This is a genomic window from Colwellia sp. Arc7-D (genome assembly GCF_003061515.1).
Lineage (GTDB): Bacteria > Pseudomonadota > Gammaproteobacteria > Enterobacterales > Alteromonadaceae > Cognaticolwellia.
This window is the reverse complement of record NZ_CP028924.1, coordinates 1,171,991-1,196,011: the sequence shown is the minus strand read 5'-3', so window position 1 is coordinate 1,196,011 and position 24,021 is coordinate 1,171,991. Positions and strand designations below refer to the sequence as shown.

The window sequence follows — 24,021 nt, the reverse complement described above, 5'->3', positions numbered from 1 at the left end:
ATTACCTAATCTGTTGATTGGTATTACACGTGCTAGCTTTTAAAATCAGAGCATCGCAAGCTAAGCCATCAACCACATATTCAGTAGAGTGCCCCTTGAGTAAGTCAATTAAGCCATGGTGTTCACCGGCACCTAAAGTAACAATATCCGCATTATATTTTTTAGCTTCTTGTGGAATAACAAACTCAGGCAGGCCAGGCTCAACATGCATATGGTCGTACTCTACATTATGCGTTGATGCTGTACTTTTAAGGTGACGTAAATGTTCTTGTGGCGGTTCTTCAATGTTTTGTAAAAGTAACTCATCAGCTAAAGAGATACTTGACGTCTCTTGATAACAGTTAATTAAATGTACTTCACTATTTAATAATTTAGCTAAATACTGACTTTCATCAATCATAAACTGGTTAATATTTTGATGCTGCTCTGTAGACTCTTCTGTTTCTAATGCCGCTAAAATATTGCCATTATCTGGCCACTGCGTTTTACCTACAAGTAAGAGGTTAGTATTACCCTCTCGCAATAAATAATGGTTATCTGACCAAGAAAATCCCCACCTAAAATGGGCAGCATGAATATCTTTTATCAATAAATCATAAGACTGTTGGGTAATTTCAGCCAATATTTCTTTATGAGAAAAAGGTGCAGCACAATATTTTATATTAATATCAATGTTCAACGCTGAAAATTTAAAGCCGTTAACATTAGGAACGTTTTCAGTATTTTTTTGATAAATCAACTCGAGTTGTTCAGCCAATTCATTATCTTGCTGATTGGCGATAATCGTTAAACTAGCATGCGCTCGTTGTGCCAAAGTTAATGCCTTATGCAATACAGCTTGATTTAGGCCAATATCTTCGGTGATCACCAAAATATTTTTAAAAGTTTTCATTATAAGCCCTATTTATCCCTAAGTAGTTGCTGAATAATTTTAGTCCATTTACAGTATTTCGTTGGTTATTATTCATCCTGAAAGCCTGAACATTTCTCTTGCACCTTATTTACTCGTCAATAAGGTGCAAATAAATTTCATAAGTAATTGAAATAAGGGTTCTAAACTTAAAGCGCACCCTGATTTTATGCATTTAGTCTCTTTCATATATTGTTTTTGACTAAAAATTAACTTATATATTCCTATTGAGTTACTTATAATGCTTATTGATGTTCTATAAGTGTACAAAGAAACTAACTTTTGAAATTAGCGATGCCTGTAAAACCGTTCGAATTACAAAAAGCCATGATTGCTGCCTATGTATGGCTGCGGATCACGCTAAGTTATTGTGTTGTAGGTGCTGTTTTAGCCACGCTTATCTCTGCCTATATTCAAGTTACTCATCTCCCAAGTATTAGCCTAATCATGATAGTTTTTTTGTGTTTTGGTATGTATAAAGCGGATAACACACGACGTTCAATTGGGCTCAACAATTATTTCGTAGAGTTATCGAACCAAAAAGACAAAAATATATAAACACCTCTTTCACCTGCTTTAATCAAATTAATATTAACCAATAATATTCAATATTGTGCCTGTATAAACTTGCCTTATACCTTATTTTATCGATATGCTAACCACAAATAATGATAAGAGTAGTAAGTTTATGAAAACTCATGAAGCTTCGCCTTTAAGCGATTATGTTGAATACCCTGTTGATGAAATGCTGCAGCGTTCAGCTGATTTTTATGAAAATATTAAGCGCCGGCACAGCATTCGAAACTTCAGTAACCGTCCGGTTGCAAAAGCAATAATTGAAAACTGTATAAAGTCAGCAGGTACTGCACCAAGTGGCGCTAATCATCAACCATGGCATTTTGTCGCAATTCATAGTGACGAGGTAAAAAAACAAATACGTGAACAGGCAGAAATTCACGAAAGTAATTTTTACCAAGGTCGAGCAAGTGAAGAGTGGTTAGATGCATTAAAACCACTAGGTACTGATGCTAATAAGCCTTACTTAGAGCACGCTCCATGGCTTATTGCTGTTTTCAGTGAAAAAAAAGGCGGTATAACTATTGAAGAAAAAAATACTAACTATTATGTGCACGAGTCCGTTGGCATCGCGACTGGCTTTTTAATTAACGCTTTGCATACAAGTGGACTGGTTACGTTAACCCATACACCAAAGCCTATGTCGTTTTTAAGTAAAGTCTGTAATCGAGATGAGAATAGCCGCCCTTACATGTTAATAATTGCTGGTTACCCTGGTGAAGGTGCAACGGTTCCCCACCATGCAACGACAAAGAAAGCATTGGAAGATATCGCAACTTTTCTGTAAAAACACTAAATAAAGCGTTAAGTTATTTTTAACTTAACGCCTTAAATTACAAAGTCTAATGCAATGTCGGTACAACCTTTTGCACAATACAATCCTGTTGTTTTTTTGTCTTCCGGTAAATTAACTCGAATAAATGTTCCACATTGCGAACATGCGATTTCACGCCCTGCTAACACTTTTTTAATTAACGCTTTTTGATCGTTAAATGACTTAGCACTCACACTTTTTAGTCGCTTAAATTGCTGCTCATCCATTAGATAGCCTTACTTACTTGAGTCTACACAGTACCAACCATCATACTTGCCAGAAAATGGAGTAGCACTCGTCATCAGAAGTTCTTGATAAGCGGCAATGTTTTCATAACTTGCCGACATAAATGGATACGCAGTAATTTCCCACGGAAATTTATCATCACCTTGGTAAGGACAAAAAGACAATTTTTGGTTGTTTTCTAACAATAGTTGACCAAACTTTAACGCTTGTTCTTGGTTTGGAAAAATTATAGAAAACTCAAACTCTCGCTCAATAGTTAAATCGTCACCACTGGATAACATATCCCATAAAGCATTACCGACATTATCAAGGGGGAATAACTCTTCGTTACGTTGCATATTGTGTTCTCGTTTTAGTTTTACTAATGTTTACTTTTAATCGGTATTTTATCTTTCTCTGGCGTTAAAAACCAATTCCATTTCACTAAATTTAATCTAAATGGTTTTTTAGGTATAAATGTTGGCATAAGATGCTTTTAGTCATGCCCATTGCGCTCATAAACTTGTTAAACTAACCTGTCCCTATTTATTGAGTAGCTTAGTTTTGAAAAAATTTGAATGTCATATCAATATTGATCGTACGATTAATATAATTGAAGCGCTACAAATTCAATGTGATTTATCGGTAAGTGAAATTAAAAAAGCGATTGATAAAGGCGCATTATGGCATAGCCGCGGTAAAAGTACTCAACGTTGTAGACGTATTAAAAAGAAGTTACATCTCGACGATAAGCTGCACTTTTATTTTGACGAAAGTGTGCTGTCACAAATACCGACACCTGCAACATTAATTGCTGATTTAAGTCACTACAGTGTGTGGTATAAGCCTTATGGTATGTTATCTCAAGGCTCTAAGTGGAGTGATCATTGCACCATAACCCGTTGGGCACAAAAAAAATTACTGCCAGAACGTGCTGTATTCGCTGTTCATCGCCTTGATCGCGCCGCTACGGGTTTAATATTAGTTGCTCACAGTAAACAAGCTGCCAAAGCATTAAGCCTAATGTTTGAACAACATCAGTTAGAGAAAACCTATCAGGTAATTGTTCATGGTGATCACCAGCAACATCCACAGCCAGAAACAGTTGAAATGGAAATTGATGGTAAAACGGCTCGTAGTCACTTTCTCTGCCTTGAATATCAAGAAAAGCAGGATATATCTTTATTACAAGTAAATATAGAGACCGGACGTAAACATCAAATTCGTATTCACGCGGCGAGTATGGGTTTACCTGTGGTAGGTGATCGTTTGCATGGAAATGCAGCTGAGCGCATCAAACTCGATAATGAGCAATCGGCAGTAGACTTACAACTATGTGCTGTAACGTTAGCATTTACCTGCCCAATAAGTCATGAAGAACACATATTCTCCCTGCCCGAAACGTTACGCCCACAATTGTCGAACCTTTAAGGCTAAATAATAAAACAGCTAGTTATATGAACGTTTGTTATATGTAACAGAACTTTAGGCACTTTAATCATCAAGCTGAAATATGAGTTAACTTACTTGTAAAAAAAAACAGCGAGTAAATACTCGCTGTTTTTTATTTTAACATTAATAACTTACTTAGCATTTTGAATTAACTTCATTAGCAGCAGTATGTAAAATCATCATCTGCCATTAGCATCAATTTCTTACCAACTAATTCATCTTTTGACAATTCAGTCAGCAACGCTAAACCTTGCTCACGTTGTATTTTAGTCATTGCTTTATAAGGCATGCGAAATACTGGAGCTACAGCGCCTGTCATCATAAGTGCGGTATTAATGGCAATAGGATTTGGTTCACAAAAAAGCCATTCCATTAACGGTTGCAAGCGTTGTTGTAAAGCATCATTGGGTGAGTCCATTAACTGTCTCATTAAGCCCGGTACGATATTCGAGGTAACAGAAATAACACCATGAGAGCCATGTTGATGACGCCCTGCAGCACTTTCATCATCGTTGCCTGACCAACAAGCAATGCCTCGCTCTTCATAATAAACTATGCGTTCATTACCAGTACACTCTTTAACGCCAATAAAATTTTTGTGCTTTGATATAGGTTCGATTAAATCTGGCGTTAAATCCTGCCCTGTACGGCCAGGTACGTTATAAATAAACGCAGGTCCTATATCGAGTAGTTTTTCAAAATGTGCGTTCACACCGGCAAAAGAGCTTCGACCATAATATGGATTAATTTGTAATGTAGCGTCCATACCTGCTGCAAAGCCATATTGTGTCGCTTTAATAGCTTCTCGGGTGTTGTTACTACCGGTATTGCCAATGATAAGTAAGTCTTGACCGTGTTTATGTACACTGTGTGCAATAAGAATTAAATGCTCTTCCCAAGTCAGTAAATGCCCTTCACCAGTTGTTCCACCTACAATAATACCATCAACACCTGCTTTAATTTGCTCAGCGACTAATTGATCGTAGGTATTAAAATCTATATCGCCTTTGACATTAAATGGCGTTTTAATTGCCGTCATTAAACTCGCTGCTTTAAATTGCTTCATCCGAACTCTCAAAAAATGATTAATGGAAACTGGTCTTTGGAAGGCGATTATTTCACTACTGCCTTAACTGAGCGCAATATTATCAATAACTCGACGAAGGATAAACACTTCATTGCTCAAGATGTGTTGATATTCGAAAATTTGGCTATTTAAGGTTAACACTTGATAAGCGTGATAGTTATCATCATGTTCTAAGTCCGCGGCATAGTGCACTTCATTAATGAACTCACTTTTACTAATAGTGAAGTGGATATTACCTACTAAGCCCCAATCACCTGACTCTACCGATTGCTCTGAAACGTTGCCATGATCGTCGTGTTGAATAAACGTAAACTCATAGCGCCCATCAGATGAAATTTCGGCAAACTCGGTAAATAATTGCCCTTCATCATCTCGATCACTGCGATACCACTTACCAAACAAAAGTGCTCGATTGTACGACTGTATCTTGTTCATTTTAAAACGTCTTATTAATTTATAGGGGAAACTATAGGATTGGTGGTGATTCAACTATACCGTATTTATGCTTCATTTCGGCTATTTGTTGGCTGTTTGTATTTAAAAACTGATTAAATTCTTGAATAATTTCAGGATGTAAAATAGAAGAAAGATGAAAAGCATAACGCTCATGCTTAATGTGTTTATTTAAAACAATTGTATCTTCCTCCTTGCCCATCAGTTTAAGCGTATAATCTATCACATTTTTTTCAATATTTATTGCATCAACATTTCCGTATAGCAGGTGTTTAACTAGACTAAATGTAGAGTGCGATTCTACTAATTCGATAGAGTTATTTTGCACTCTATCGATCCAAAGAGTTGGATAGAAACCGAACATAGTTCCTAAACGTTTTATAGCATGTCGGGGTAAGTTTTTATTTTTTTTCAGTACAAAGCTACCCGCGATTAAATACAGTACGGGCTGACTATAAGTAACATTAAGTTTTTGCCCCTCAACCGTTCGCCAACGCTCATTATCCGGAAATTTAAAGTCTATATTTTCTTCAACATACCATTTATCGAACCGTTTCACTGGCAGCGAAACAAATTGAAATTTATAGCCTCTATGGTCAAAAAAAGCGCTGAGCAATTCCTTGGTAAAACTCTTTTGGTCAAGTTTCTCAGCGGAAAAGTCATAAAACGGGTAATAGCTGACGTCTTCAACACCAATAATATATTCTTTTACCAGTAACTTACTTTTTGCCTGAGCTGAATCAATAAAAAAACACATTAATATCGCACTTAATGCAAAAGCATTTAATGCCCGAATATTGATAGTTTTTGTTACTTGATTGCCCATTTTATTTACTTGCATTGAACATGTTCGGATTATAGTTTATCTCATAATCTTAGTGCAAATATTTGATAGTGTAAAAGCTGGGAGTTGTTAACGAAAAATTTCTGCACATTCGAACTGCTTTTTCGTTAACATAAAGTATCGTTTAAATTGAATTTTGGACCAGCATGACTACGCAAGTGAACTTATTGTTAACGGGCGACGAATTAATGAATGGTGATGTCATTGATACCAACTCGGTAATGTTTGCAGAACACTTAAGTGATATCGGCCTAACCATTAGAAAAAAAGTGACCATTGCTGATGATTTATCACTTTTACAGGCAGAAATTGTGCAATTAAGTCAATCAGCAGATGTGCTTATCATTAATGGTGGCCTTGGACCAACAGTAGATGATCTGACTTCACAAGCTTTAGCATTAGCCTGCGGTGTAGAACTTGAGCTTAACCCACACGCGCATTTGCATTTAAAAAATTGGGCTGAGCGAAGAAAAACCCAACTGAACAAACCAAACTTAAAACAAGCATATCTACCTATTGGTTGCGATATTATTGCTAATGAAACGGGCAGTGCTGTGGGGTTTAGCTACCAATTAAATCATTGTCTTATTTTATGTACGCCTGGAGTACCAAGCGAATTAACCCATATGCTAAAAGATGAGATAATCCCTAAATTAAAAGCATTATTTCCGATTATAAATAAGCACAAGATGACCAGAATGCAAACGTTTGGGTTAGGCGAGTCTACTTTACAAGCACTCATTAATGACAAAATCCCTACATGGCCAACTGAGATAACAATTGGCTTTAGAGCTGCAATGCCAATGTTAGAAGTAAAGTTAAGTGTAAGTTGCGCCAAAGGGCATAGCATATTAGCAAATTGGGAAAATAAATTAAGCTTACTATTGGGTGACCATGTTTTAGCTATAGGTAAAAGCAACAAAATAACAATCGCAGAGTATATCTTGCCACTGTTAACAGAGTCTCAGCAAAAGATTACTGTCGCTGAGTCTTGTACTGGTGGATTAATTGCAAGCCAGATCACTGCAATACCAGGCTCATCTGCCGTTTTTGAAGCCGGATTTGTTACTTATTCCAACAACATGAAACAAAAGTTACTCGACGTACCGGCCCAAACATTAATTAACCATGGCGCGGTGAGTAAAGAAACTGTATTAGCGATGGCTAAAGGCGCATTAGCAAAGTCTAGCGCTGATTTCGTTATTGCAGTTTCTGGCATAGCAGGACCAGATGGTGGCACAAAAGATAAACCTGTAGGCTCAGTTTGGATAGCTTGGGGAAACAAACAATCTTTGCAGGCTAAATATTATTGTATTCCAGTGGCTAGACAATATTTTCAGCAAATTGTTACCGCTAGAAGTTTAGATTTAGTCCGAAGAATGTTAATTAACAGTGAAGAAAGTCCATATTATAACCGTATAAATTAATTTAACGTCCCAAATGGGTAAAGATATGGGTTTTATATTGCTTAGTAATTCAATTATTTATATATTTGAGAATAGATAAATATTGGTAGTCCAAATTGATTTAAAAGCAATAAACTTCAACAGTAAATTTGATAAAAGTTAACGTGTGCTCAAGTCGTTTAAAAAGTGCGTAGTAACCGATTTAACAAAAAGGAGAATACTTTGAACGAAAAAAACTTTATAACCAGTGGCAGGAACACCTTAATTCACAAAAATAGAAAGTTTGACTTACTTGTTGTTAATGGTAACCACCCTGTTGTGATAGTTGGCCATGCTGGTATTGAATTATATAGCGGTGTAATGCCTGTAAAACGCTCTGAGGCAAAAAAGGCTTATCAAGAACTGGTTGATGTTAGTATGGCTGAAGTGTTTGGTGAAGAAAAAACCTTAATATTTGTGCAAGCATTAGACAATAAAGAATACAAACTAGATTATTCAAAAGTAGGCACAATAAATTTTATAAAAGTTCATCAGCAAAATTACATATAAAAAACGATGCTAATTATAAAATATATGCATATGGAGTTTTAGGCGTGTGACAAAGGCAAGTTTAGTAACTAACGATAAAAATAATATAGATCTAGTACTGTCTCCTATAAAAACAGAATCAGTGCTAACAGAAGCTGATATTCATGAATTAGTTGAAAATTCATCGTACAGCAATCTGTATGTCGCTAATGGTAATATTAAAAATGCTATTGCTGAGCTTAAAAGTGTTTTAAAACCGCTAAAAGAAAATCATACCGGTCGTGAAATAAAGTATCAAATACTTGAGCGACGAGATGCTACTTTTGCTATTGAAATTGCCAGTGACTCAATGTCAGCCAGCGCTGAAATCACCACAGCATTAGGCGGTAAACATTTAAACGCGAAAGAGATACTCGATTTAGCTCAAGCCGCTAATGTATGTAAGGGCTTTAGCAAAGATCAGCTAGTGAAACTTGCCGAGCGTGCAGCTAAAGAACCTGCGGGCTCTATTGTTAAAGGTGAGATAGCGCACGGAAAACTACCTATTGATGGTAAAAATGCCTACATTAAACATTTAGTAGCAAGTGCACAAGATAGAATATTACGCCCTAAAGAACGTGATGATGGTAGTGTAGATATGCGTGATTTAGGGGATATTATTTGTGTAAAAGTAGGTGATCCTCTTGCAAAAAAAGTCCCTCATACCGAAGGGATTTTAGGCTATACCGTTACTGGCGAAATTTTACAGCCAGCACCTGGTGAAGATATTGAAATGTGTGTTGGTGAAGGCACCGCTTTAAGCGAAAAAAATAACAGTATTTTAATTTCTACCCTTGTTGGTCTTCCACGTATTATTGAAAATGGTATGGAAGTTGATAGTGTTTACCGCCTCAAAAGTGTAGACATTAGTACGGGACATGTGAAGTTTGAAGGCAGTGTTATTATTGACGGTAACGTTGGTGAAGGCATGAAGGTAGCTGCTACTGGTGATATCTCAATTGGCGGATTTGTTGAATCGGCTACGCTAGATGCTGGCAGAGATATAACTATTGGTAATGGCATTATTGGTAAAAAACAAGATATAGCAGTAGTGGACATCGCCAAAGCTAGCATGAGCGTCAACATTAAAGCTGGGGGCAAGGTTTATGCAAAATACAGCCAATACGCTAACATTATTTGTGACTCATTAAGAATTGAAAAACAAATGATGCACAATATCGTCAAGGTTGATAAAACTCTGTGGGTGGGGAATCAAGATAAAGCCAATGGCAAACTTATTGCTGGTCACGTTAGTGCAGGAGAGTCTGTCAGTGCCGGTATAGTAGGTGCGACTGCAGGCAGTTTCACTGTTATCACTTTTTCAGATAAAATGAATGATTACTTACAAAGAATCGAAGAAATTGATGTCTCTATCAAAAGTGAAACAGACCAGTCTAATGAATTGAGATCTGCTGCGATTAAATTAAAAAGCCTACCAAAAGAAAAATCTAAACCTGAAATATTGACAAAAGTAGTGGCTAATTATAAGTATCATATCGAAAAAATGGCTGATTTAGCTTTTGAAAAAGAATCACTTGATGAAGTATTACAAGATTATATAAATAACGTCTATGTTGAAGCAAACGAACGGGTATATCATGGCGTTCAAGTCATTATTGGCGAGTTCCAAGAAAAAAGCCGTAGAGAATATGGCCCGAGTCGCTTTAGCTACAAAGCAAGAAAAGTTCAGATCAACCCCTTAATCTCAATTTAAACCTTACACCTAAACCACGATATAAAAATGGAGTGTTGTTATGGCATTTATTGCTCGCAGCCTATTAATTACTTGTTTATATATTAGCGCAGCAAACGCTCAGCAATGTGATATTAATTTTAATTATGGTGTGATTATTGACCCTGCTCACCTGCGTATAGTTGATCAAGGGCAAACCTATGTGCAAATAAATGGTCAGCATCAGTTGTTTGTTAATGGTCGCGAAGTTCAACTAAACAATGAACAAAAAGCTCAGCTTAGCGAATACACACTTGGTATAAGATCGCAGGTTCCAGCCATTGTATCAATTGCCATAGAAGGTGTTGAGTTAGGGCTAAAAGCCGTAAATAAAGTTATTAGCAGCCTAACAGGTGAAAACAGCGCTTCGCATCAACAGTTCCAAGATAAGTTTGATGAACTCAAATGGCGACTTCGTGCTCGCTTCAATCACAGTGATGAAAGCTATTACATAGCATCGCAAGATTTCGATGACTTTGATGAGATATTTGCGGGCGAATTCGAAAGTGAAATTGAGGCGATTGTTACTGACTCTGTTGGCTCAATTCTAATAGCCGTTGGTGAGGCGATGACCCATAAAGAAGAGCAAAGTACAGAGCAACGTGTGGAAACTTTTGATCAACGCATTGAAACAATGGGCAATGACATAAAACTCGACATTAGCAAGCAAGCTAATGCCTTAGAAAATAAAGCTGAGATAATTTGTTCAAGTTTAATAAAGCTTAATGAGATAGAAAACAAATTACAATTGGAAATACCAGCATTGGCAGCGTTCAATTTAATTGAGACTAATTAATTAGTTAAAATAATACGCTTTAAGCTTTATTCAATGAATAAATACAGCCATAACTCCTCGCCGTTCATCTTGTTTATTTCAGCTTAAATTCTAGATATAAAAAAACCTGCGACAGCAGGTTTTTTTTGAGTTTTTATTAACTACATATTTGGGTAGTTCGGGCCACCGGTACCTTCTGGTGTTACCCATGTAATATTTTGACTTGGATCTTTAATATCACAGGTTTTACAGTGCACACAGTTTTGCGAGTTAATAACAAACTTATCGCCTTCTGGTGTACTTTCCACTTCATATACCCCTGCTGGGCAATAACGTTGTGCTGGCTCAGCATATTTCACTAAGTTAACATCAATTGGAATGCTGCTATCCGCTAACTTCAAGTGACACGGTTGCTCTTCTTCATGATTAGTATTTGATAAAAATACTGAGGTAAGTTTATCAAAACTCAACTTATTATCAGGCTTAGGATAATTAATTACCGGTGCATCTGCTGCTAACTTCAATTGCTCATGATCTAAGCTATCATCTTTAAAGTTAAACGGTAACTTCCCACCAAAAATGTTTTGATCGAGTGTGTTATATGCCCCACCCCAAAACGTGCCAAATTTGTGCATGGCAGGACCAAAGTTACGCGTATTGTATAGCTCTTCATATAACCAAGAGTTTTGATATTTATCGGTAAAGCTGGTGAGATCTTTGCCACCTTCATCACCCGATGCAAGCGCTTCAAAAATAGATTCAGCCGCTAACATGCCGGACTTCATCGCGGTATGATTACCTTTAATTTTAGCAAAGTTAATGGTACCTGCATCACAGCCTACCAATACAGCACCAGGCATAGTCATCTTAGGTAATGAGTTAAAACCACCTTTGGCCATCGCTCTTGCACCATAAGAAACTCGTTTACCACCTTCAAGGTATTGGGCAATTTTTGGATGATGTTTATAACGTTGGAATTCATCAAACGGACTTAAATGAGGGTTGCTATAACTTAAGTCAACAATCAAACCAACAAAGACTTGGTTGTTTTCTGCATGATATAAATAACCGCCACCGTTAGTATCTTTTTCAAGTGGCCAGCCGGCTGAATGCACAACTAAACCTTCTTGATGTTTTTCAGGCGCAATATCCCAAATTTCTTTAAAGCCTAAGCCATAATGTTGTGGTGATTTATCTGCGTCTAAAGCAAACTTAGCAATCAGCTCTTTACCTAAGTGCCCACGACAACCTTCAGCAAATACAGTGTATTTAGCTTTTAGTTCCATACCTGGCATGAACGAATCTTTTGGCTTTCCATCTTTGTCGAGCCCCATGTCGCCAGTAATAACACCACCAACACTGCCATCTTCATTGTAAATAATATCTTGGGCAGGAAAACCAGGGAAAATTTCAACACCTAGTTGCTCTGCTTGTTCAGCTAACCAACGACAAACATTGCCCATACTCACAATGTAGTTACCGTCGTTATGCATGGTTTTAGGTACACTAAAATTGGGTAATTTAACCGAACTATCTTCGCCATTGAATAAATAAATATCATCGCCAGTTACTGCGGTATTTAAAGGAGCGCCCTTTTCTTTCCAATCAGGAAACAGTTCAGTTAATGCGCGTGGTTCAAAAACGGCGCCAGAAAGAATATGAGCACCAACTTCCGAACCCTTTTCAACTACACACACCATCAGTTCTTGTTCTTTTTCTTGTGCTAACTTCATAAGCTGACAAGCAGTTGAAAGGCCTGCAGGACCGGCACCAACAATTACAACGTCAAATTCCATTGATTCTCGTTCCATAATTTCTCCCCTCATTCAATTATTTTTGAAATATTCAAACACATGTTTGATTTTCAAACACCTGTTTGATAATATCAAACATTATAGATATTTTCGTGTTAAATACTATCCTGTATTACATTATTTACTGATAATATTTATTTAAAGCACAATTTAAGTAACGTTATCAACAGAAGACGTTGACGTAAACGTAATCTACAAGTAGTCTTTCAACCCATAATTATAGCGTTAAGTTGAATTACTTTAGTTTAACCAACATTACATGCGACAAGCATAATCAGAGGCAACGATGAAAGTATTAGTACCCATCAAACGCGTTATTGACTATAACGTAAAAGTACGTGTGAAAGCAGATAATTCCAATGTCGATCTTGCCAATGTAAAAATGGCAATCAATCCGTTCTGTGAAATCGCAGTTGAAGAAGCAGTTCGATTAAAAGAAGCAGGCACCGCAACTGAAGTTATCGCGGTATCTATTGGTAATAAGTCTTGCCAAGAACAATTACGTACAGCACTTGCTCTAGGCGCTGATCGTGCTATTCAAATTGATACTGACGAAAACTTAGATTCAATTAACGTTGCCAAGCTTTTACAGAAAATAGTTGAAGAAGAGCAACCACAATTGGTGATTCTTGGTAAACAAGCGATTGATAGTGACAACAACCAAACGGGTCAAATGTTAGCTGCCCTTACTGGCATGCCACAAGGTACATTTGCTTCCGCTGTAGTTATTGACGGCGACAAAGTTAGCGTAACACGTGAAGTTGATAGTGGTTTGCAAACTATCGCCTTAACGTTGCCAGCAATTGTAACAACTGACTTACGTTTGAATGAACCTCGTTATGCTTCACTACCCAATATTATGAAAGCAAAGCGTAAGCCATTAGATGTAAAATCTGCAGCTGATTTTGGTATTGATTTAACAGCACGTACCAACTTAATCAAGGTAACACCGCCAGCAGTACGTAAAGCCGGTATTATTGTTGAAAGCATTGATGAATTAGTAGAAAAATTAAAAAATGAAGCGAAGGTGATCTCATGAGCATTTTAGTATTTGCAGAACACGATAATAGCGAATTAAAAGCCGATACACTAAAAACAGTTGCCGCAGCACAAGCCATTGGTGGCGACATTCATCTTTTAGTTGCTGGTTATAACTGTCAAGCAGTTGCTGAAGCAGCAAGCAAAGTTAATGGTGTTGCTAAAGTATTAGTGGCCGACAACGCTGCATATGAGCACCAACTAGCTGAAAATGTTTCACTTTTAGTTACTGAACTTGCCGCAGATTATAGCCATATACTAGCGACAGCATTAACAACGGGCAAAAACTTTATGCCACGTGTTGCTGCCTTATTAGATGTTGCGCAAATTTCAGACATTATTGCAGTTGAAAGTAGCGACACATTTGTTCGTCCTATTTATGCTGGTAATGCGATTGCAACGGTACAAAGTTTAGATAGCAAAAAAGTTATCACTGTACGTTCAACAGGTTTTGACGCGGTAGCAACCGATGGTAATGCTGAAATTGTTGCTCTAGACAAAGTTACTGATGCGGGCAACTCAAGCCACGTAAGTGATGAGCTTTCTGTTTCAGAGAGACCTGATCTAGGTGCAGCAAGTATCGTTATTTCTGGTGGTAGAGGCATGCAAAACGGCGAAAACTTCAAACTACTTGAAGGTATTGCCGATAAGTTAGGCGCAGCTATTGGTGCTTCACGTGCAGCAGTTGATGCAGGCTTTGTACCAAACGACATGCAAGTAGGTCAAACTGGTAAAATTGTTGCTCCTGACTTGTATATTGCGGTAGGTATTTCAGGTGCTATTCAACATTTAGCGGGCATGAAAGACTCTAAAGTTATTGTTGCTATTAACAAAGATGCTGAAGCGCCAATTTTCCAAGTAGCTGACTATGGTTTAGTAGCCGATCTATTTGACGCCTTACCTGAATTAGAAAGTAAACTTTAAGTTAACTTTTTAAGACCCAGTAATGGCTGCCTCGCAATGGCTTAATTTGTACAAATATGTAAATTAAAGCTGAACAGGTATATAATAAAAACCACTCTAGTAGTGGTTTTATTTTATCTAAATTATAGAAATAACTATGACAAAAACATTTAACAGCCTCAGTGATTTAGCCAGTGCTTTTGGCAAAAGCATCGATGATAAAGCTCATCAAGAAGTTAGCCATGATGAAAACTTAGTATACTCAACAGCAGACGGCAGAATAAGCCAAAGCAAAAGTGTCGCTGTTACGCCTTCTGACGGTTTTGCAAAAGTTCGCAGAGAAACTAAAGGGAGAAAAGGTAAAGGTGTTATCACTATTAGCGGTTTGGGTTTAGACAATAAAGCTTTAAAAGCTCTCGCAACAAAACTTAAAAAAACCTGTGGCACTGGCGGCAGTGTTGTTGGTGAAGTTATTGAAGTTCAAGGTGATAAGCGCGAAGAAATAAAAGCAGTATTAGAAAAAAATGGTTTTAAAGTTAAATTCATCGGTGGCTAGGTGCACTATTTTCAATAAAAAATATAAGTAATTTTATGAACCCAAACGAATTATCTTTACTAGTTGTTGAGCCTTCTGATTTACAAAGAAAAATCATAATAAAAGAGCTAAAACAACAAGGCATTACTCAAGTTGCAGAAGCAAAAAATATAACAGAGGCTTATGAGAGTGCTAAAAAGCACCCACGTGATTTGATTACCAGTGCCATGTATTTTGATGACGGTGATGCGATTGAACTACTGCACAAGATTCGCAATAATCCTGCTATTGCTGACACTCCCTTTATGCTAGTAACCAGTGAGCATCGACGCGAACACCTAGAAGAATTCAAACAATCAGGGGTTATTGCTTTATTACCTAAGCCTTTTACCTCAAACCATTTAGCAACAGCACTAAGTACAACTATTGATTTATTGTCAACCGATGAGTTAGAACTTGAGTATTTTGATGTTCATCAGGTGCGTGTTTTACTGGTTGATGATAGTCGTTTGGCAAGAAACCATATTAAACGTGTACTGAACAATTTAGGCCTATTAAAAATAACTGAAGCGGTTGATGGTAGCGAAGCAATTAATCTATTAAAAGATAATATGTTTGATCTTGTTGTTACTGATTACAATATGCCTGAAATTAATGGTAAGGAACTAACCCGCTATATTCGCAGTGAAAGCGGACAGTCGCATATACCGATATTAATGGTGACCAGTGAGAGTAATGATACTCACCTTGCAAATATTCTAACTGAAGGCGTAACGGCAATGTGTGACAAGCCTTTTGAGCCTGAAAACGTTAAAAAAATACTGTATAAAATATTAGAAGAGTAGATAGTTTTATCTTAAAAACACTAGTGATTCTAACAAAGTAATGGCATCAACCTTTGATGCCAAACTGCCGTAATTTCATCGCAATTTTGTTATGAGACACTTTTAATCGTTCAGCTAGTTTTCGCGTTGTTGGGTAATATGGATACAAGCTGGTAAGTAATTGCTTTTCGAAGCTAGCCTGAGCACTCGCCCAGTCTTCTCCTTCAACTTCATGATTTAAATCTGCAGGGTCAGCAGAAGCTTTTTGTTTAAATTGCGCCAACGCCACATGTATATCGTGCGAAGAAATATCACCAAGTTCATTTAAAGCTACCGCCCTAAACAGCACGTTTTGTAGTTCTCTAATATTTCCAGGCCATTGATAAGCCGATAGAATTTTCATTGCACTTTCATCTATTTTTGTATGTTTTAAATTCATTTGTGTTGCAGCAAGCACTACAAAATGACGAGAAATTAGAGCAATGTCTTCAACTCGCTCACGTAAAGCGGGTGAATGTAAATTCAATACATTTAATCGATAAAATAAATCTTCTCGAAATTTATGTTTACTGATCATGGCTAATAAGTCCTGATGGGTTGCACTTACTACTCTTATATTTGCATGTAACTCTTTATTCCCACCAAGGCGCCTGAAGGTAAAGTCCTGTAAAAATCTTAATAATTTAGATTGTAAATATGGCGACATTTCAGCCACTTCATCTAAAAATAGCGTTCCACCTTCTGCCAATTCAAGTAAGCCAGGTTTTCCACCTTTTTGAGCTCCTGTAAATGCACCATTTGCATAACCAAATAATTCACTTTCAAGTAAGTGTTCAGGTAATGCAGCACAGTTTATAGCTAAAAAAGGTGCTTGTCGGCGATTGCTTGCATTATGTAAAGCCCTTGCGACAAGCTCTTTACCCGTACCTGTTTCGCCATTAATTAGCACAGGTAAGTCTAGTTCAGCAAAACGTGCTGTTTGTTCTTTTAATAATTGAATACTTGCAGATTGACCAATAATATTATCTATGCCCTGCGCATCTCGCGTTTGCATATTAGAAATTTGTCGACCTAAACTCGTTACCGACTTTAAAGAAATAACCGCACCTGAGCTGTTTTCTTGTTCACTTATCGGGCTTATTTCAGCTAAATAACTTTGCCCTGCAATATCAACATTTTGTGAACTCACTTTATCTAATAATGGCAACACTATGTCTATATCTAACAGACTATTTACGCTAGCCCCTTTAAGTTGCTCACCTTGCAGCGGTGATAGACCATTATGGCGTTGATGACTGACTAAAAGTTTTTCACTTGCTCTATTTAAAGCCATTACTCGCGCATTTTCATCAATATCTATAATAGCATCAGGCAAACGGTTAACTAATGCTCTTAAGTGTCGCTCACGGCTTTCTAAAGGCAATAAATCTATTTGCCGGCAATGAATAATTCCTACCACACTCAAAAGTGCACGCTTTACTTCATCGAAACTCACTTCATCTTTGCTTAAATGCACAAATATAAATTGTGAGCTGACTTCCATTGCTTGAATGTCTAACGTTAAACGGGTAAATGTCGCTAAAATTTCTTGGCTTATACCCATTCTGTCTTCAGATTTTATTTCTATTCGCACAAGCGTCCTTAGATAGCAGCTTTAAAAATTTAAGTACCAAAACTGTAATACAAATATTACATTGTAATAAAAAAATTACAACCAAGAAATATGTGGTAAAACCATAGTGTGCAGTGCTCAACAATAGATTTTTATAATATCGAGGTAATAAGAAAACAAACCTGTAATAAATATATTACAAACTTAAAAAACTAATCATCACAAATCCCTTTAAACCCTTGATAACTGAGTTATTAAATAAGTGGCAGCATAATTGCAGAGATTAAATATAAAAGTAACGATCTTACGCTAGCAACAATTTTAATTCTCCGGTAAATAAGGTATCTCATGTCAGAAAGTAAAAATATTGAAACTCAAGCAATTCATTCAGGCCGCATTAATGACGAGCAATTTGGCTCATTGGCTACACCTCTTTACCAAACGTCGACCTTTATTTTCGAAAACGCGCAACAAGGCGCAGATAGGTTTGCCGGTGAAGCTGAGGGTTATATTTATAGCCGTTTAGGTAATCCAACAACTCGTCAATTAGAGATGCGAGTAGCGGCAATGGAAGGCATGGAAGACGCTGCTGCAACTGCCACGGGTATGGGCGCAGTTTCAGGGGCTTTACTGGCAAATTTATCTTGCGGCGATCATTTGATTTCCTCTAAAGCTGTTTATGGTTGCTCATTTGCATTGATGAACCATCAGCTAACTCGATGGGGAATTGAAGTAACTTTTGTTGATATGGCAAACCCTGCAGAAATTGAAGCAGCGATTAAACCAAACACCAAGGTGATGTTTTTAGAAACCCCAGTAAATCCAAACTTAGCGGTATATGACTTAGCTGTTATAGGAAAAATTGCCAAACAGCACAATATTATTTCTGTGGTCGATAACACCTTTCTAACGCCAGTATTACAACAACCAAGAAAGTATGGGATCGATATTGTTGTACACAGTGCAACAAAGTATTTGAATGGGCATGGTGATGTTGTTGCTGGCATTATTTGTGGCACTACTGAAATGATCATGAATATAAAAATGACAGTGCTAAAAGATATTGGAGCAACAATGAGTCCGCACGATGCTTGGTTAATCATGCGCGGTTTAAAAACATTGCCAATTCGCATGGAGCGCCATTGTAGTAATGCTGAAAAAATCGCTGAATTTTTAGAAGCTCATGGAAGCGTCAGCCAAGTTTACTACCCTGGATTAAAAAGTCACCCTGGACATAAATTTATTGGCTCGCAAATGAAAGCGGCTGGTGGTGTGATCGCCTTCGAAATAAAGAGTGACTTAGCGGGCGGTGGCGATTTTATTAATCGTATGCAGCTATTTTCAATCGCGGTCAGCTTAGGCGATGCAGAGTCACTGATTCAACATCCTGCATCGATGACACATTCACCTTATACCCAAGAAGAGCGTTTAGCTGCGGGTATCAGTGATAGTTTAATTAGAATATCTGTTGGACTTGAAAATGTTGACGATTTAATGGCTGACTTAAGTCAATCGCTTGCCTTAGTTAAGCAATCAACCCCAATTAAAAGCGTTGCCTAAACAATAAGCACAGCGCTATTTTAATGGTTTAATACCTAACTATCAGTGGATAATATCGCTGATAGTTTAGGTAATATACGGTTTTTAATTGCAGTAAGCTCGTCATCAGAATATGGCGTTAGTGCTTGCTGTCCCCATATTGGTTTCGGCCAACAGGCATCACTTTTAAAGCGAACGATATGATGTAAATGCAATTGTGGTACTACATTCCCTAACGCTGCCACATTCATTTTATCACCATTAAATTCTTGCATTAACACTTCACTTAGCATACTTGATTCATTTAATAACTGTTGCTGCTGCTGCCAGTCAAGTTGATAAATATCTTGAATGTCTTCAACTTTTGGAACCAAAATAAACCAAGGGTAAGCACTGTCATTACATAATAATAAGCGCGAAAGTGGAAAGTCAGTAATAACAAAACAGTCATTAGCTAATTGTGGATGTAATTGAAATTGCTCACTCATATTGCTACCTTTATCCTTAAAAATTATTTAACTTTTAGCTTATAAAACCTTTAATACTTTAACAACTTCATCCATGAAGAGAATTAACGTTTATTACGGCGACCTCGGCCACGCGCTATTTTTTTAGCTTCTCTTGCTGCTATTTTATCTTCTTCAACTTTGTCAAAATGTATCACTTCTGCCATCACCATTTCTGGTGTTTCAAAAGAAATTGCACCTAAGGTTTTATCACGAATTTCATTAATCAGAATTTCAGATGCTTTATGAAAATCAATATGCCCACCACTTTTAACGCAACCTCTGCGCTTGCCAATAGCTTCAATTAACTCGACTTCTTGCGTCGGAAGATCTTCAATTTTATAGCGTTCTTTTAAACGTTCAGGGTAAGCGGCTAGCAAATATTCTGCAGCAAAGCAGGCAATTTCTTCATGATCAAATGCGGTATCTTTTACGGCACTCGTAATTGCTAAACGGTAGCCACTATTTTCATTAACTATTTTAGGCCAGAGCATGCCAGGAGTATCATATAAATATAAACCATCATCTAAGCGAATTCTTTGCTGACCTTTGGTTACTGCAGGTTCATTACCCACTTTTGCTTTCGCTTTTCCAACCAGTGTATTTAGTAGGGTAGACTTACCCACATTAGGAATACCCATGATAACAGCATTTATTTGCTTACCCGCTTCATCTTTACTCGCCGCTAGCTTTCGAATTAAAGCAGGAAGAGTCTTAGCAACAGAAGGCGACTCTGTAGTTAATGCAATAGCTTTCACGTTATGTTGAGATTCTAAATAATCAAGCCATAGCTGTGTAATTTTAGGATCAGCTAAGTCTGATTTATTTAAGATTTTAATTAACGGTTTATCGCCACGAATTTCAGTGATCATAGGGTTTTCGCTACTGAAAGGTAAACGTGCATCACAAACTTCAATCACTACATCAATTTGCGGTAATATCTCTTTAATCTCTCTTTGGGCTTTATGCATATGCCCCGGGAACCAATTAATCGCCATAATAAATCTTTAGTAAAATAAAACTGATTTTAACACTGATAATAATGAAAAGCTGTTGAAAGTCACTATTGTTTTTAGCATGAGCTTCCTTTCACTTGATAGCCAATAGATATGCGAATGCCAATCAGCGCTTGATTGGTCGTATTATGAATAAACAGTGTCACTATGAAGCGGTACCCATTAGGCGAGTAACGTAGCAGGAATTCACTGATTAACATTAACGATAATAAATGATCCCTAGTTTACCTGTGAATTTACAACTTCTGATTTAACCATAAAAAAAAGCGCTCTATGAGCGCTTTTTCAGTGGAGTGAATACAAGTCATATCAAATCAAAATACTCTACAAGATATTTTGATTTAGCATAGTACTAAGTTAAGCTGTTTTTTTCGCTTTAGGCTTTGCTTTCGCCTTAGCTTTTACTACTTTTTTCTTAGCCAGCTCTTCAACCCACTTGCCCTCAACATACTTTGCATTCCAACCTGTCGCTTTACCTTCAACCTCTGTCATCACATATTGTGATTTGGTTTTACGGCTATAACGTACTACAGCTAAATTTCCATCTGGATCTTGTGATGGTGCGTCTGCAAGGTAATAGAACTTTTCTGAAATTCTATCGCGAAAACGCGCTAACTCAACCACTTTAGGTGCACGTGTTTCACGTGATCTTGGGAAAGTGTTAGCCGCAAGAAAAATACCGGCAGCGCCATCGCGTAAAACAAAATGTGCTTCAGACTTTTCACATTCTAGTTCAGGCAATTGTACTGGATCTTCTTTTGGCGGCGCAGCTTCACCGTTAGCTAAGAGCTTACGAGTATTTTTACATTCGCTGTTGGTACAATCAAAATACTTACCGAAACGGCCAGATTTAAGCTCCATTTCTGATTCACAACGGTCACATTCTAAAATAGGTCCATCGTAACCTTTAAGTTTAAACTCGCCCTTTTCAACTTCTATCCCGTCACATACCGGGTTATTACCACAAACATGTAATTTACGAGTTTCGTCGATTAAATAGCTGTCCATCGCTGTGCCACATTTTTTACAACGATGCATAGCACGTAAAGCTTCAGTTTCTTGGTCTTCAGCTAAAACGCTAACAGCCTCTTCACCAGGCGTAAGGTTCATCGTTTTAGTACAACGTTCCTTTGGTGGTAAAGCATAACCAGAACAACCCAAGAAAACACCCGTTTGTGCGGTACGAATACCCATTTTACGGCCACAAGTTGGGCAATCAATATCGGTTAATACCGGCTCGTTATTGCGCATGCCGCCTTCTTCGGTCGGCATATCGGCTTGGCCAAGTTGCTTGGTAAAGTTTTTATAAAAACCATTAAGCACGTCTTTCCAATCCGCTTTACCCAGAGCTACTTCATCAAGATCTTGTTCCATGTTTGCAGTAAAATCGTAGCTCATTAAGTTTTTGAAACTTTCAGATAAGCTATCGGTAACAATTTCACCCATTTTTTCAGCGTAAAAACGTTTCGACTCTAAGCGCACATAACCACGATCTTGAATGGTTGAAATAATAGAGGCATAAGTTGATGGACGGCCAATTGAACGCTTCTCTAACTCTTTAACTAACGATGCTTCACCAAAACGTGCTGGTGGTTTAGTAAAGTGCTGTGTAGGGTTCAATTCTTTCAGTGTTAATACTTCACCTACAGATAAATCGGGTAAGTGTTTATCATCACCTTTTGATAATTGTGGATGAACACGAGTCCAACCATCAAATTGCATTACTCGACCTTTGGCTTTTAAATCAAAACCAGAAGCACCAACGGTAATCGTACTTACCGTGTAGCGTGCCGCTGTCATTTGACAGGCAACAAACTGACGCCAAATAAGGTCGTACAGCTTCTTAGCATCGGCTTCAATACCTTCCATAAACGCAGATTCAACTTTTACGTTCGATGGGCGAATAGCCTCATGAGCCTCTTGAGCATTGCCTTTACTGCTATAAATTTTTGCTTTTTCTGGTAGATAATTATCACCAAAATTGTCACTAATATAACCACGACACATTTCAACTGCGTCTTGACTCAAATTGGTCGAGTCGGTACGCATATAAGTAATATGACCCGCTTCATATAAACGTTGAGCTAAGCCCATAGTACGTTTAACACCAAAGCCTAATTTAGTACTAGCAGCTTGCTGCAAAGTAGAGGTAATAAAAGGTGCTGACGGTGTACTTTTTGACGGTTTGTCATCACGTTTATTAACGGTATATGCAGAACTTTTTAATGTTGCTAACGCTTTATTAGTGTCGGCTTCATTCGTTGGCTTAAAAGCTTTACCATTTTCGTGGGTAACATCTAATGGAAAATCTAAGCCTGAAGCTGTTTTCGTATCAGCACTAATTTCCCAAAACTCTTTCGGGTCAAAAGCTTTAATCTCACGTTCTTTTTCAACAACTAACTTTACCGCAACAGACTGAACACGGCCTGCAGATAGGCCACGAGCAACTTTTTTCCATAATAACGGGCTTACCATAAAGCCAACCACGCGATCGAGGAAACGTCTTGCTTGTTGTGCATTTACCCCTGGCATACTTAATTCACCAGGTGTAGCAAATGCTTGTTGAATCGCATTTTCGGTTATTTCGTTAAAAACAACGCGTTTATATTTATCGTCGTCACCGCCAATAATTTCTTTTAAATGCCAGGCAATCGCTTCTCCCTCGCGATCCAAATCGGTTGCGAGATAAACAGTGTCAGCGGTACTGGCAAGTTTAATTAATTCAGCAACAACTTTTTCTTTGCCTGCAAGTATTTGATAGTTTGCTTCCCAGTCATTCTCAGGATCAATACCCATTCGATTTACTAGTGCTTGCTTATCACGTTTAGCTTTATACTTTGCTTTCGCTGCAGGTGCCATTTTACGCACTTCAGCAGGAGATTTAGCGGCAACTTTTTTACCGGTACTGCTATGAGGTAGATCACGAACGTGACCTACACTCGATTTAACAATAAAATCTTTACCAAGGTACTTGTTAATTGTTTTCGCTTTGGCTGGCGATTCCACAATTACCAGAGATTTTGCCATAATATTTTATATTCCTACTAAGCTGACATTGTCAGTTGCGTCAAAGTTATTTGCACTGAGTAACTTAATATTGCGCGAGCAAAATATTAAGAAAATTTGCAATCATGAATAAAACTGAGACGAAAAATTAAATTTGATACTGAAATTACTATTAGATATATCTGTAAATTAGCGAGCTGACAAGCAAAAAATTTTTATATATATGCCTTTTTACAACTTTTAGCTATAATGATGCGAATTTTTCGGCGCCATCATAATAGACTTTTTAGCAAAATTTAAGAGCTGAAAGACAAATAACTTTAGTTTTTCATCTGTAATAACAATTTTTTACAATCACTTCAGGTAGATTGCGTTCATTTAAGTGAA

General features: G+C 37.4%; 23 protein-coding genes. 12 read left to right on the top strand and 11 right to left on the bottom strand.

Going from position 1 to position 24,021, the window contains the following annotated elements; translation table 11 throughout:
• Position 1 precedes the first annotated feature (1 nt).
• A complete protein-coding gene (locus tag DBO93_RS05260; RefSeq protein WP_108455384.1) occupies positions 2-892 on the bottom strand; it encodes a universal stress protein in 891 nt (296 codons plus the stop codon).
• A 300-nt stretch (positions 893-1,192) separates the two neighbouring features.
• Between DBO93_RS05260 and DBO93_RS05255 the strand changes: the two genes are divergently transcribed.
• Both DBO93_RS05255 and DBO93_RS05250 read left to right on the top strand, forming a co-directional pair.
• On the top strand, positions 1,193-1,468 hold the full coding sequence (locus tag DBO93_RS05255; RefSeq protein WP_108455383.1) for a hypothetical protein: 276 nt from the start codon (positions 1,193-1,195) through the stop codon (positions 1,466-1,468).
• A gap of 130 nt (positions 1,469-1,598) precedes the next feature.
• Positions 1,599-2,273 (top strand): nitroreductase family protein, encoded by a 675-nt coding sequence (locus tag DBO93_RS05250; RefSeq protein WP_108455382.1) that lies wholly within the window; start codon positions 1,599-1,601, stop codon positions 2,271-2,273.
• 41 nt (positions 2,274-2,314) lie between these two features.
• Here DBO93_RS05250 and DBO93_RS05245 read toward each other — a convergent pair whose 3' ends face one another.
• Complete coding sequence (locus DBO93_RS05245) at positions 2,315-2,527, bottom strand: hypothetical protein (RefSeq protein WP_108455381.1); 213 nt, start codon at positions 2,525-2,527, stop codon at positions 2,315-2,317.
• 9 nt (positions 2,528-2,536) lie between these two features.
• A complete protein-coding gene (locus tag DBO93_RS05240) occupies positions 2,537-2,884 on the bottom strand; it encodes a ribonuclease E inhibitor RraB (RefSeq protein ID WP_108455380.1) in 348 nt (115 codons plus the stop codon).
• 205 nt (positions 2,885-3,089) lie between these two features.
• Between DBO93_RS05240 and DBO93_RS05235 the strand changes: the two genes are divergently transcribed.
• Positions 3,090-3,956: an RluA family pseudouridine synthase gene (locus tag DBO93_RS05235; RefSeq protein ID WP_108455379.1), complete on the top strand. Its 867-nt coding sequence runs from the start codon at positions 3,090-3,092 to the stop codon at positions 3,954-3,956.
• 178 nt (positions 3,957-4,134) lie between these two features.
• Here DBO93_RS05235 and dapA read toward each other — a convergent pair whose 3' ends face one another.
• From dapA to DBO93_RS05220, 3 genes are read right to left on the bottom strand one after another with little or no spacing between them, the layout of a single operon-like run.
• Positions 4,135-5,055, bottom strand: a complete 921-nt coding sequence (gene dapA / locus DBO93_RS05230; RefSeq protein WP_108455378.1) for a 4-hydroxy-tetrahydrodipicolinate synthase — start codon at positions 5,053-5,055, stop codon at positions 4,135-4,137.
• 51 nt (positions 5,056-5,106) lie between these two features.
• On the bottom strand, positions 5,107-5,499 hold the full coding sequence (locus DBO93_RS05225; protein WP_108455377.1) for a hypothetical protein: 393 nt from the start codon (positions 5,497-5,499) through the stop codon (positions 5,107-5,109).
• A gap of 31 nt (positions 5,500-5,530) precedes the next feature.
• Complete coding sequence (locus DBO93_RS05220; protein WP_162533729.1) at positions 5,531-6,343, bottom strand: hypothetical protein; 813 nt, start codon at positions 6,341-6,343, stop codon at positions 5,531-5,533.
• A 164-nt stretch (positions 6,344-6,507) separates the two neighbouring features.
• Between DBO93_RS05220 and DBO93_RS05215 the strand changes: the two genes are divergently transcribed.
• The 4 genes from DBO93_RS05215 to DBO93_RS05200 all read left to right on the top strand — a co-directional run bounded on the left by DBO93_RS05215 (position 6,508) and on the right by DBO93_RS05200 (position 10,862).
• Positions 6,508-7,788 (top strand): CinA family nicotinamide mononucleotide deamidase-related protein, encoded by a 1,281-nt coding sequence (locus tag DBO93_RS05215; RefSeq protein ID WP_108455375.1) that lies wholly within the window; start codon positions 6,508-6,510, stop codon positions 7,786-7,788.
• A 201-nt stretch (positions 7,789-7,989) separates the two neighbouring features.
• Positions 7,990-8,316, top strand: a complete 327-nt coding sequence (locus DBO93_RS05210; protein WP_108455374.1) for a hypothetical protein — start codon at positions 7,990-7,992, stop codon at positions 8,314-8,316.
• 46 nt (positions 8,317-8,362) lie between these two features.
• On the top strand, positions 8,363-10,048 hold the full coding sequence (locus tag DBO93_RS05205) for a FapA family protein (protein ID WP_108455373.1): 1,686 nt from the start codon (positions 8,363-8,365) through the stop codon (positions 10,046-10,048).
• A 40-nt stretch (positions 10,049-10,088) separates the two neighbouring features.
• Positions 10,089-10,862, top strand: coding sequence for a DUF2884 family protein (locus DBO93_RS05200; protein WP_108455372.1), 774 nt, complete (start codon positions 10,089-10,091; stop codon positions 10,860-10,862).
• Between the two features lie 140 nt (positions 10,863-11,002).
• Here DBO93_RS05200 and DBO93_RS05195 read toward each other — a convergent pair whose 3' ends face one another.
• Positions 11,003-12,652 carry an electron transfer flavoprotein-ubiquinone oxidoreductase gene (locus tag DBO93_RS05195; protein ID WP_108455371.1) on the bottom strand — a complete coding sequence of 550 codons (1,650 nt, stop codon included), beginning with the start codon at positions 12,650-12,652 and terminating at the stop codon, positions 11,003-11,005.
• A 289-nt stretch (positions 12,653-12,941) separates the two neighbouring features.
• Between DBO93_RS05195 and DBO93_RS05190 the strand changes: the two genes are divergently transcribed.
• The 4 genes from DBO93_RS05190 (at position 12,942) to DBO93_RS05175 (ending at position 15,976) form a co-directional block, all read left to right on the top strand.
• Positions 12,942-13,694 (top strand): electron transfer flavoprotein subunit beta/FixA family protein, encoded by a 753-nt coding sequence (locus DBO93_RS05190; protein ID WP_108455370.1) that lies wholly within the window; start codon positions 12,942-12,944, stop codon positions 13,692-13,694.
• Positions 13,691-14,617 carry an FAD-binding protein gene (locus tag DBO93_RS05185; RefSeq protein ID WP_108455369.1) on the top strand — a complete coding sequence of 309 codons (927 nt, stop codon included), beginning with the start codon at positions 13,691-13,693 and terminating at the stop codon, positions 14,615-14,617. The genes DBO93_RS05190 and DBO93_RS05185 overlap by 4 nt, the downstream gene beginning before the upstream one ends.
• A gap of 190 nt (positions 14,618-14,807) precedes the next feature.
• Positions 14,808-15,152: a stress response translation initiation inhibitor YciH gene (locus DBO93_RS05180; RefSeq protein ID WP_239059175.1), complete on the top strand. Its 345-nt coding sequence runs from the start codon at positions 14,808-14,810 to the stop codon at positions 15,150-15,152.
• 35 nt (positions 15,153-15,187) lie between these two features.
• Positions 15,188-15,976 (top strand): response regulator, encoded by a 789-nt coding sequence (locus tag DBO93_RS05175; RefSeq protein ID WP_108455367.1) that lies wholly within the window; start codon positions 15,188-15,190, stop codon positions 15,974-15,976.
• Between the two features lie 46 nt (positions 15,977-16,022).
• Here DBO93_RS05175 and DBO93_RS05170 read toward each other — a convergent pair whose 3' ends face one another.
• The gene (locus tag DBO93_RS05170) at positions 16,023-17,588 is read right to left on the bottom strand and encodes a sigma 54-interacting transcriptional regulator (RefSeq protein ID WP_108455366.1); all 1,566 of its coding nucleotides are present in this window, start codon (positions 17,586-17,588) and stop codon (positions 16,023-16,025) included.
• Positions 17,589-17,915: 327 nt separating this feature from the next.
• Here DBO93_RS05170 and megL point away from each other — a divergent pair, with 327 nt between their 5' ends.
• Complete coding sequence (megL, locus tag DBO93_RS05165) at positions 17,916-19,127, top strand: methionine gamma-lyase (RefSeq protein WP_108455365.1); 1,212 nt, start codon at positions 17,916-17,918, stop codon at positions 19,125-19,127.
• A gap of 35 nt (positions 19,128-19,162) precedes the next feature.
• On the opposite strand, the gene DBO93_RS05160 is transcribed toward megL, so the two are convergent.
• The 3 genes from DBO93_RS05160 to topA all read right to left on the bottom strand — a co-directional run bounded on the left by DBO93_RS05160 (position 19,163) and on the right by topA (position 23,655).
• Positions 19,163-19,594, bottom strand: a complete 432-nt coding sequence (locus DBO93_RS05160) for an HIT domain-containing protein (RefSeq protein WP_108455364.1) — start codon at positions 19,592-19,594, stop codon at positions 19,163-19,165.
• Positions 19,595-19,677: 83 nt separating this feature from the next.
• Positions 19,678-20,610 carry a ribosome biogenesis GTPase YlqF gene (gene ylqF / locus DBO93_RS05155; protein ID WP_108455363.1) on the bottom strand — a complete coding sequence of 311 codons (933 nt, stop codon included), beginning with the start codon at positions 20,608-20,610 and terminating at the stop codon, positions 19,678-19,680.
• A gap of 375 nt (positions 20,611-20,985) precedes the next feature.
• Complete coding sequence (gene topA / locus DBO93_RS05150) at positions 20,986-23,655, bottom strand: type I DNA topoisomerase (RefSeq protein WP_108455362.1); 2,670 nt, start codon at positions 23,653-23,655, stop codon at positions 20,986-20,988.
• Positions 23,656-24,021 lie beyond the last annotated feature (366 nt).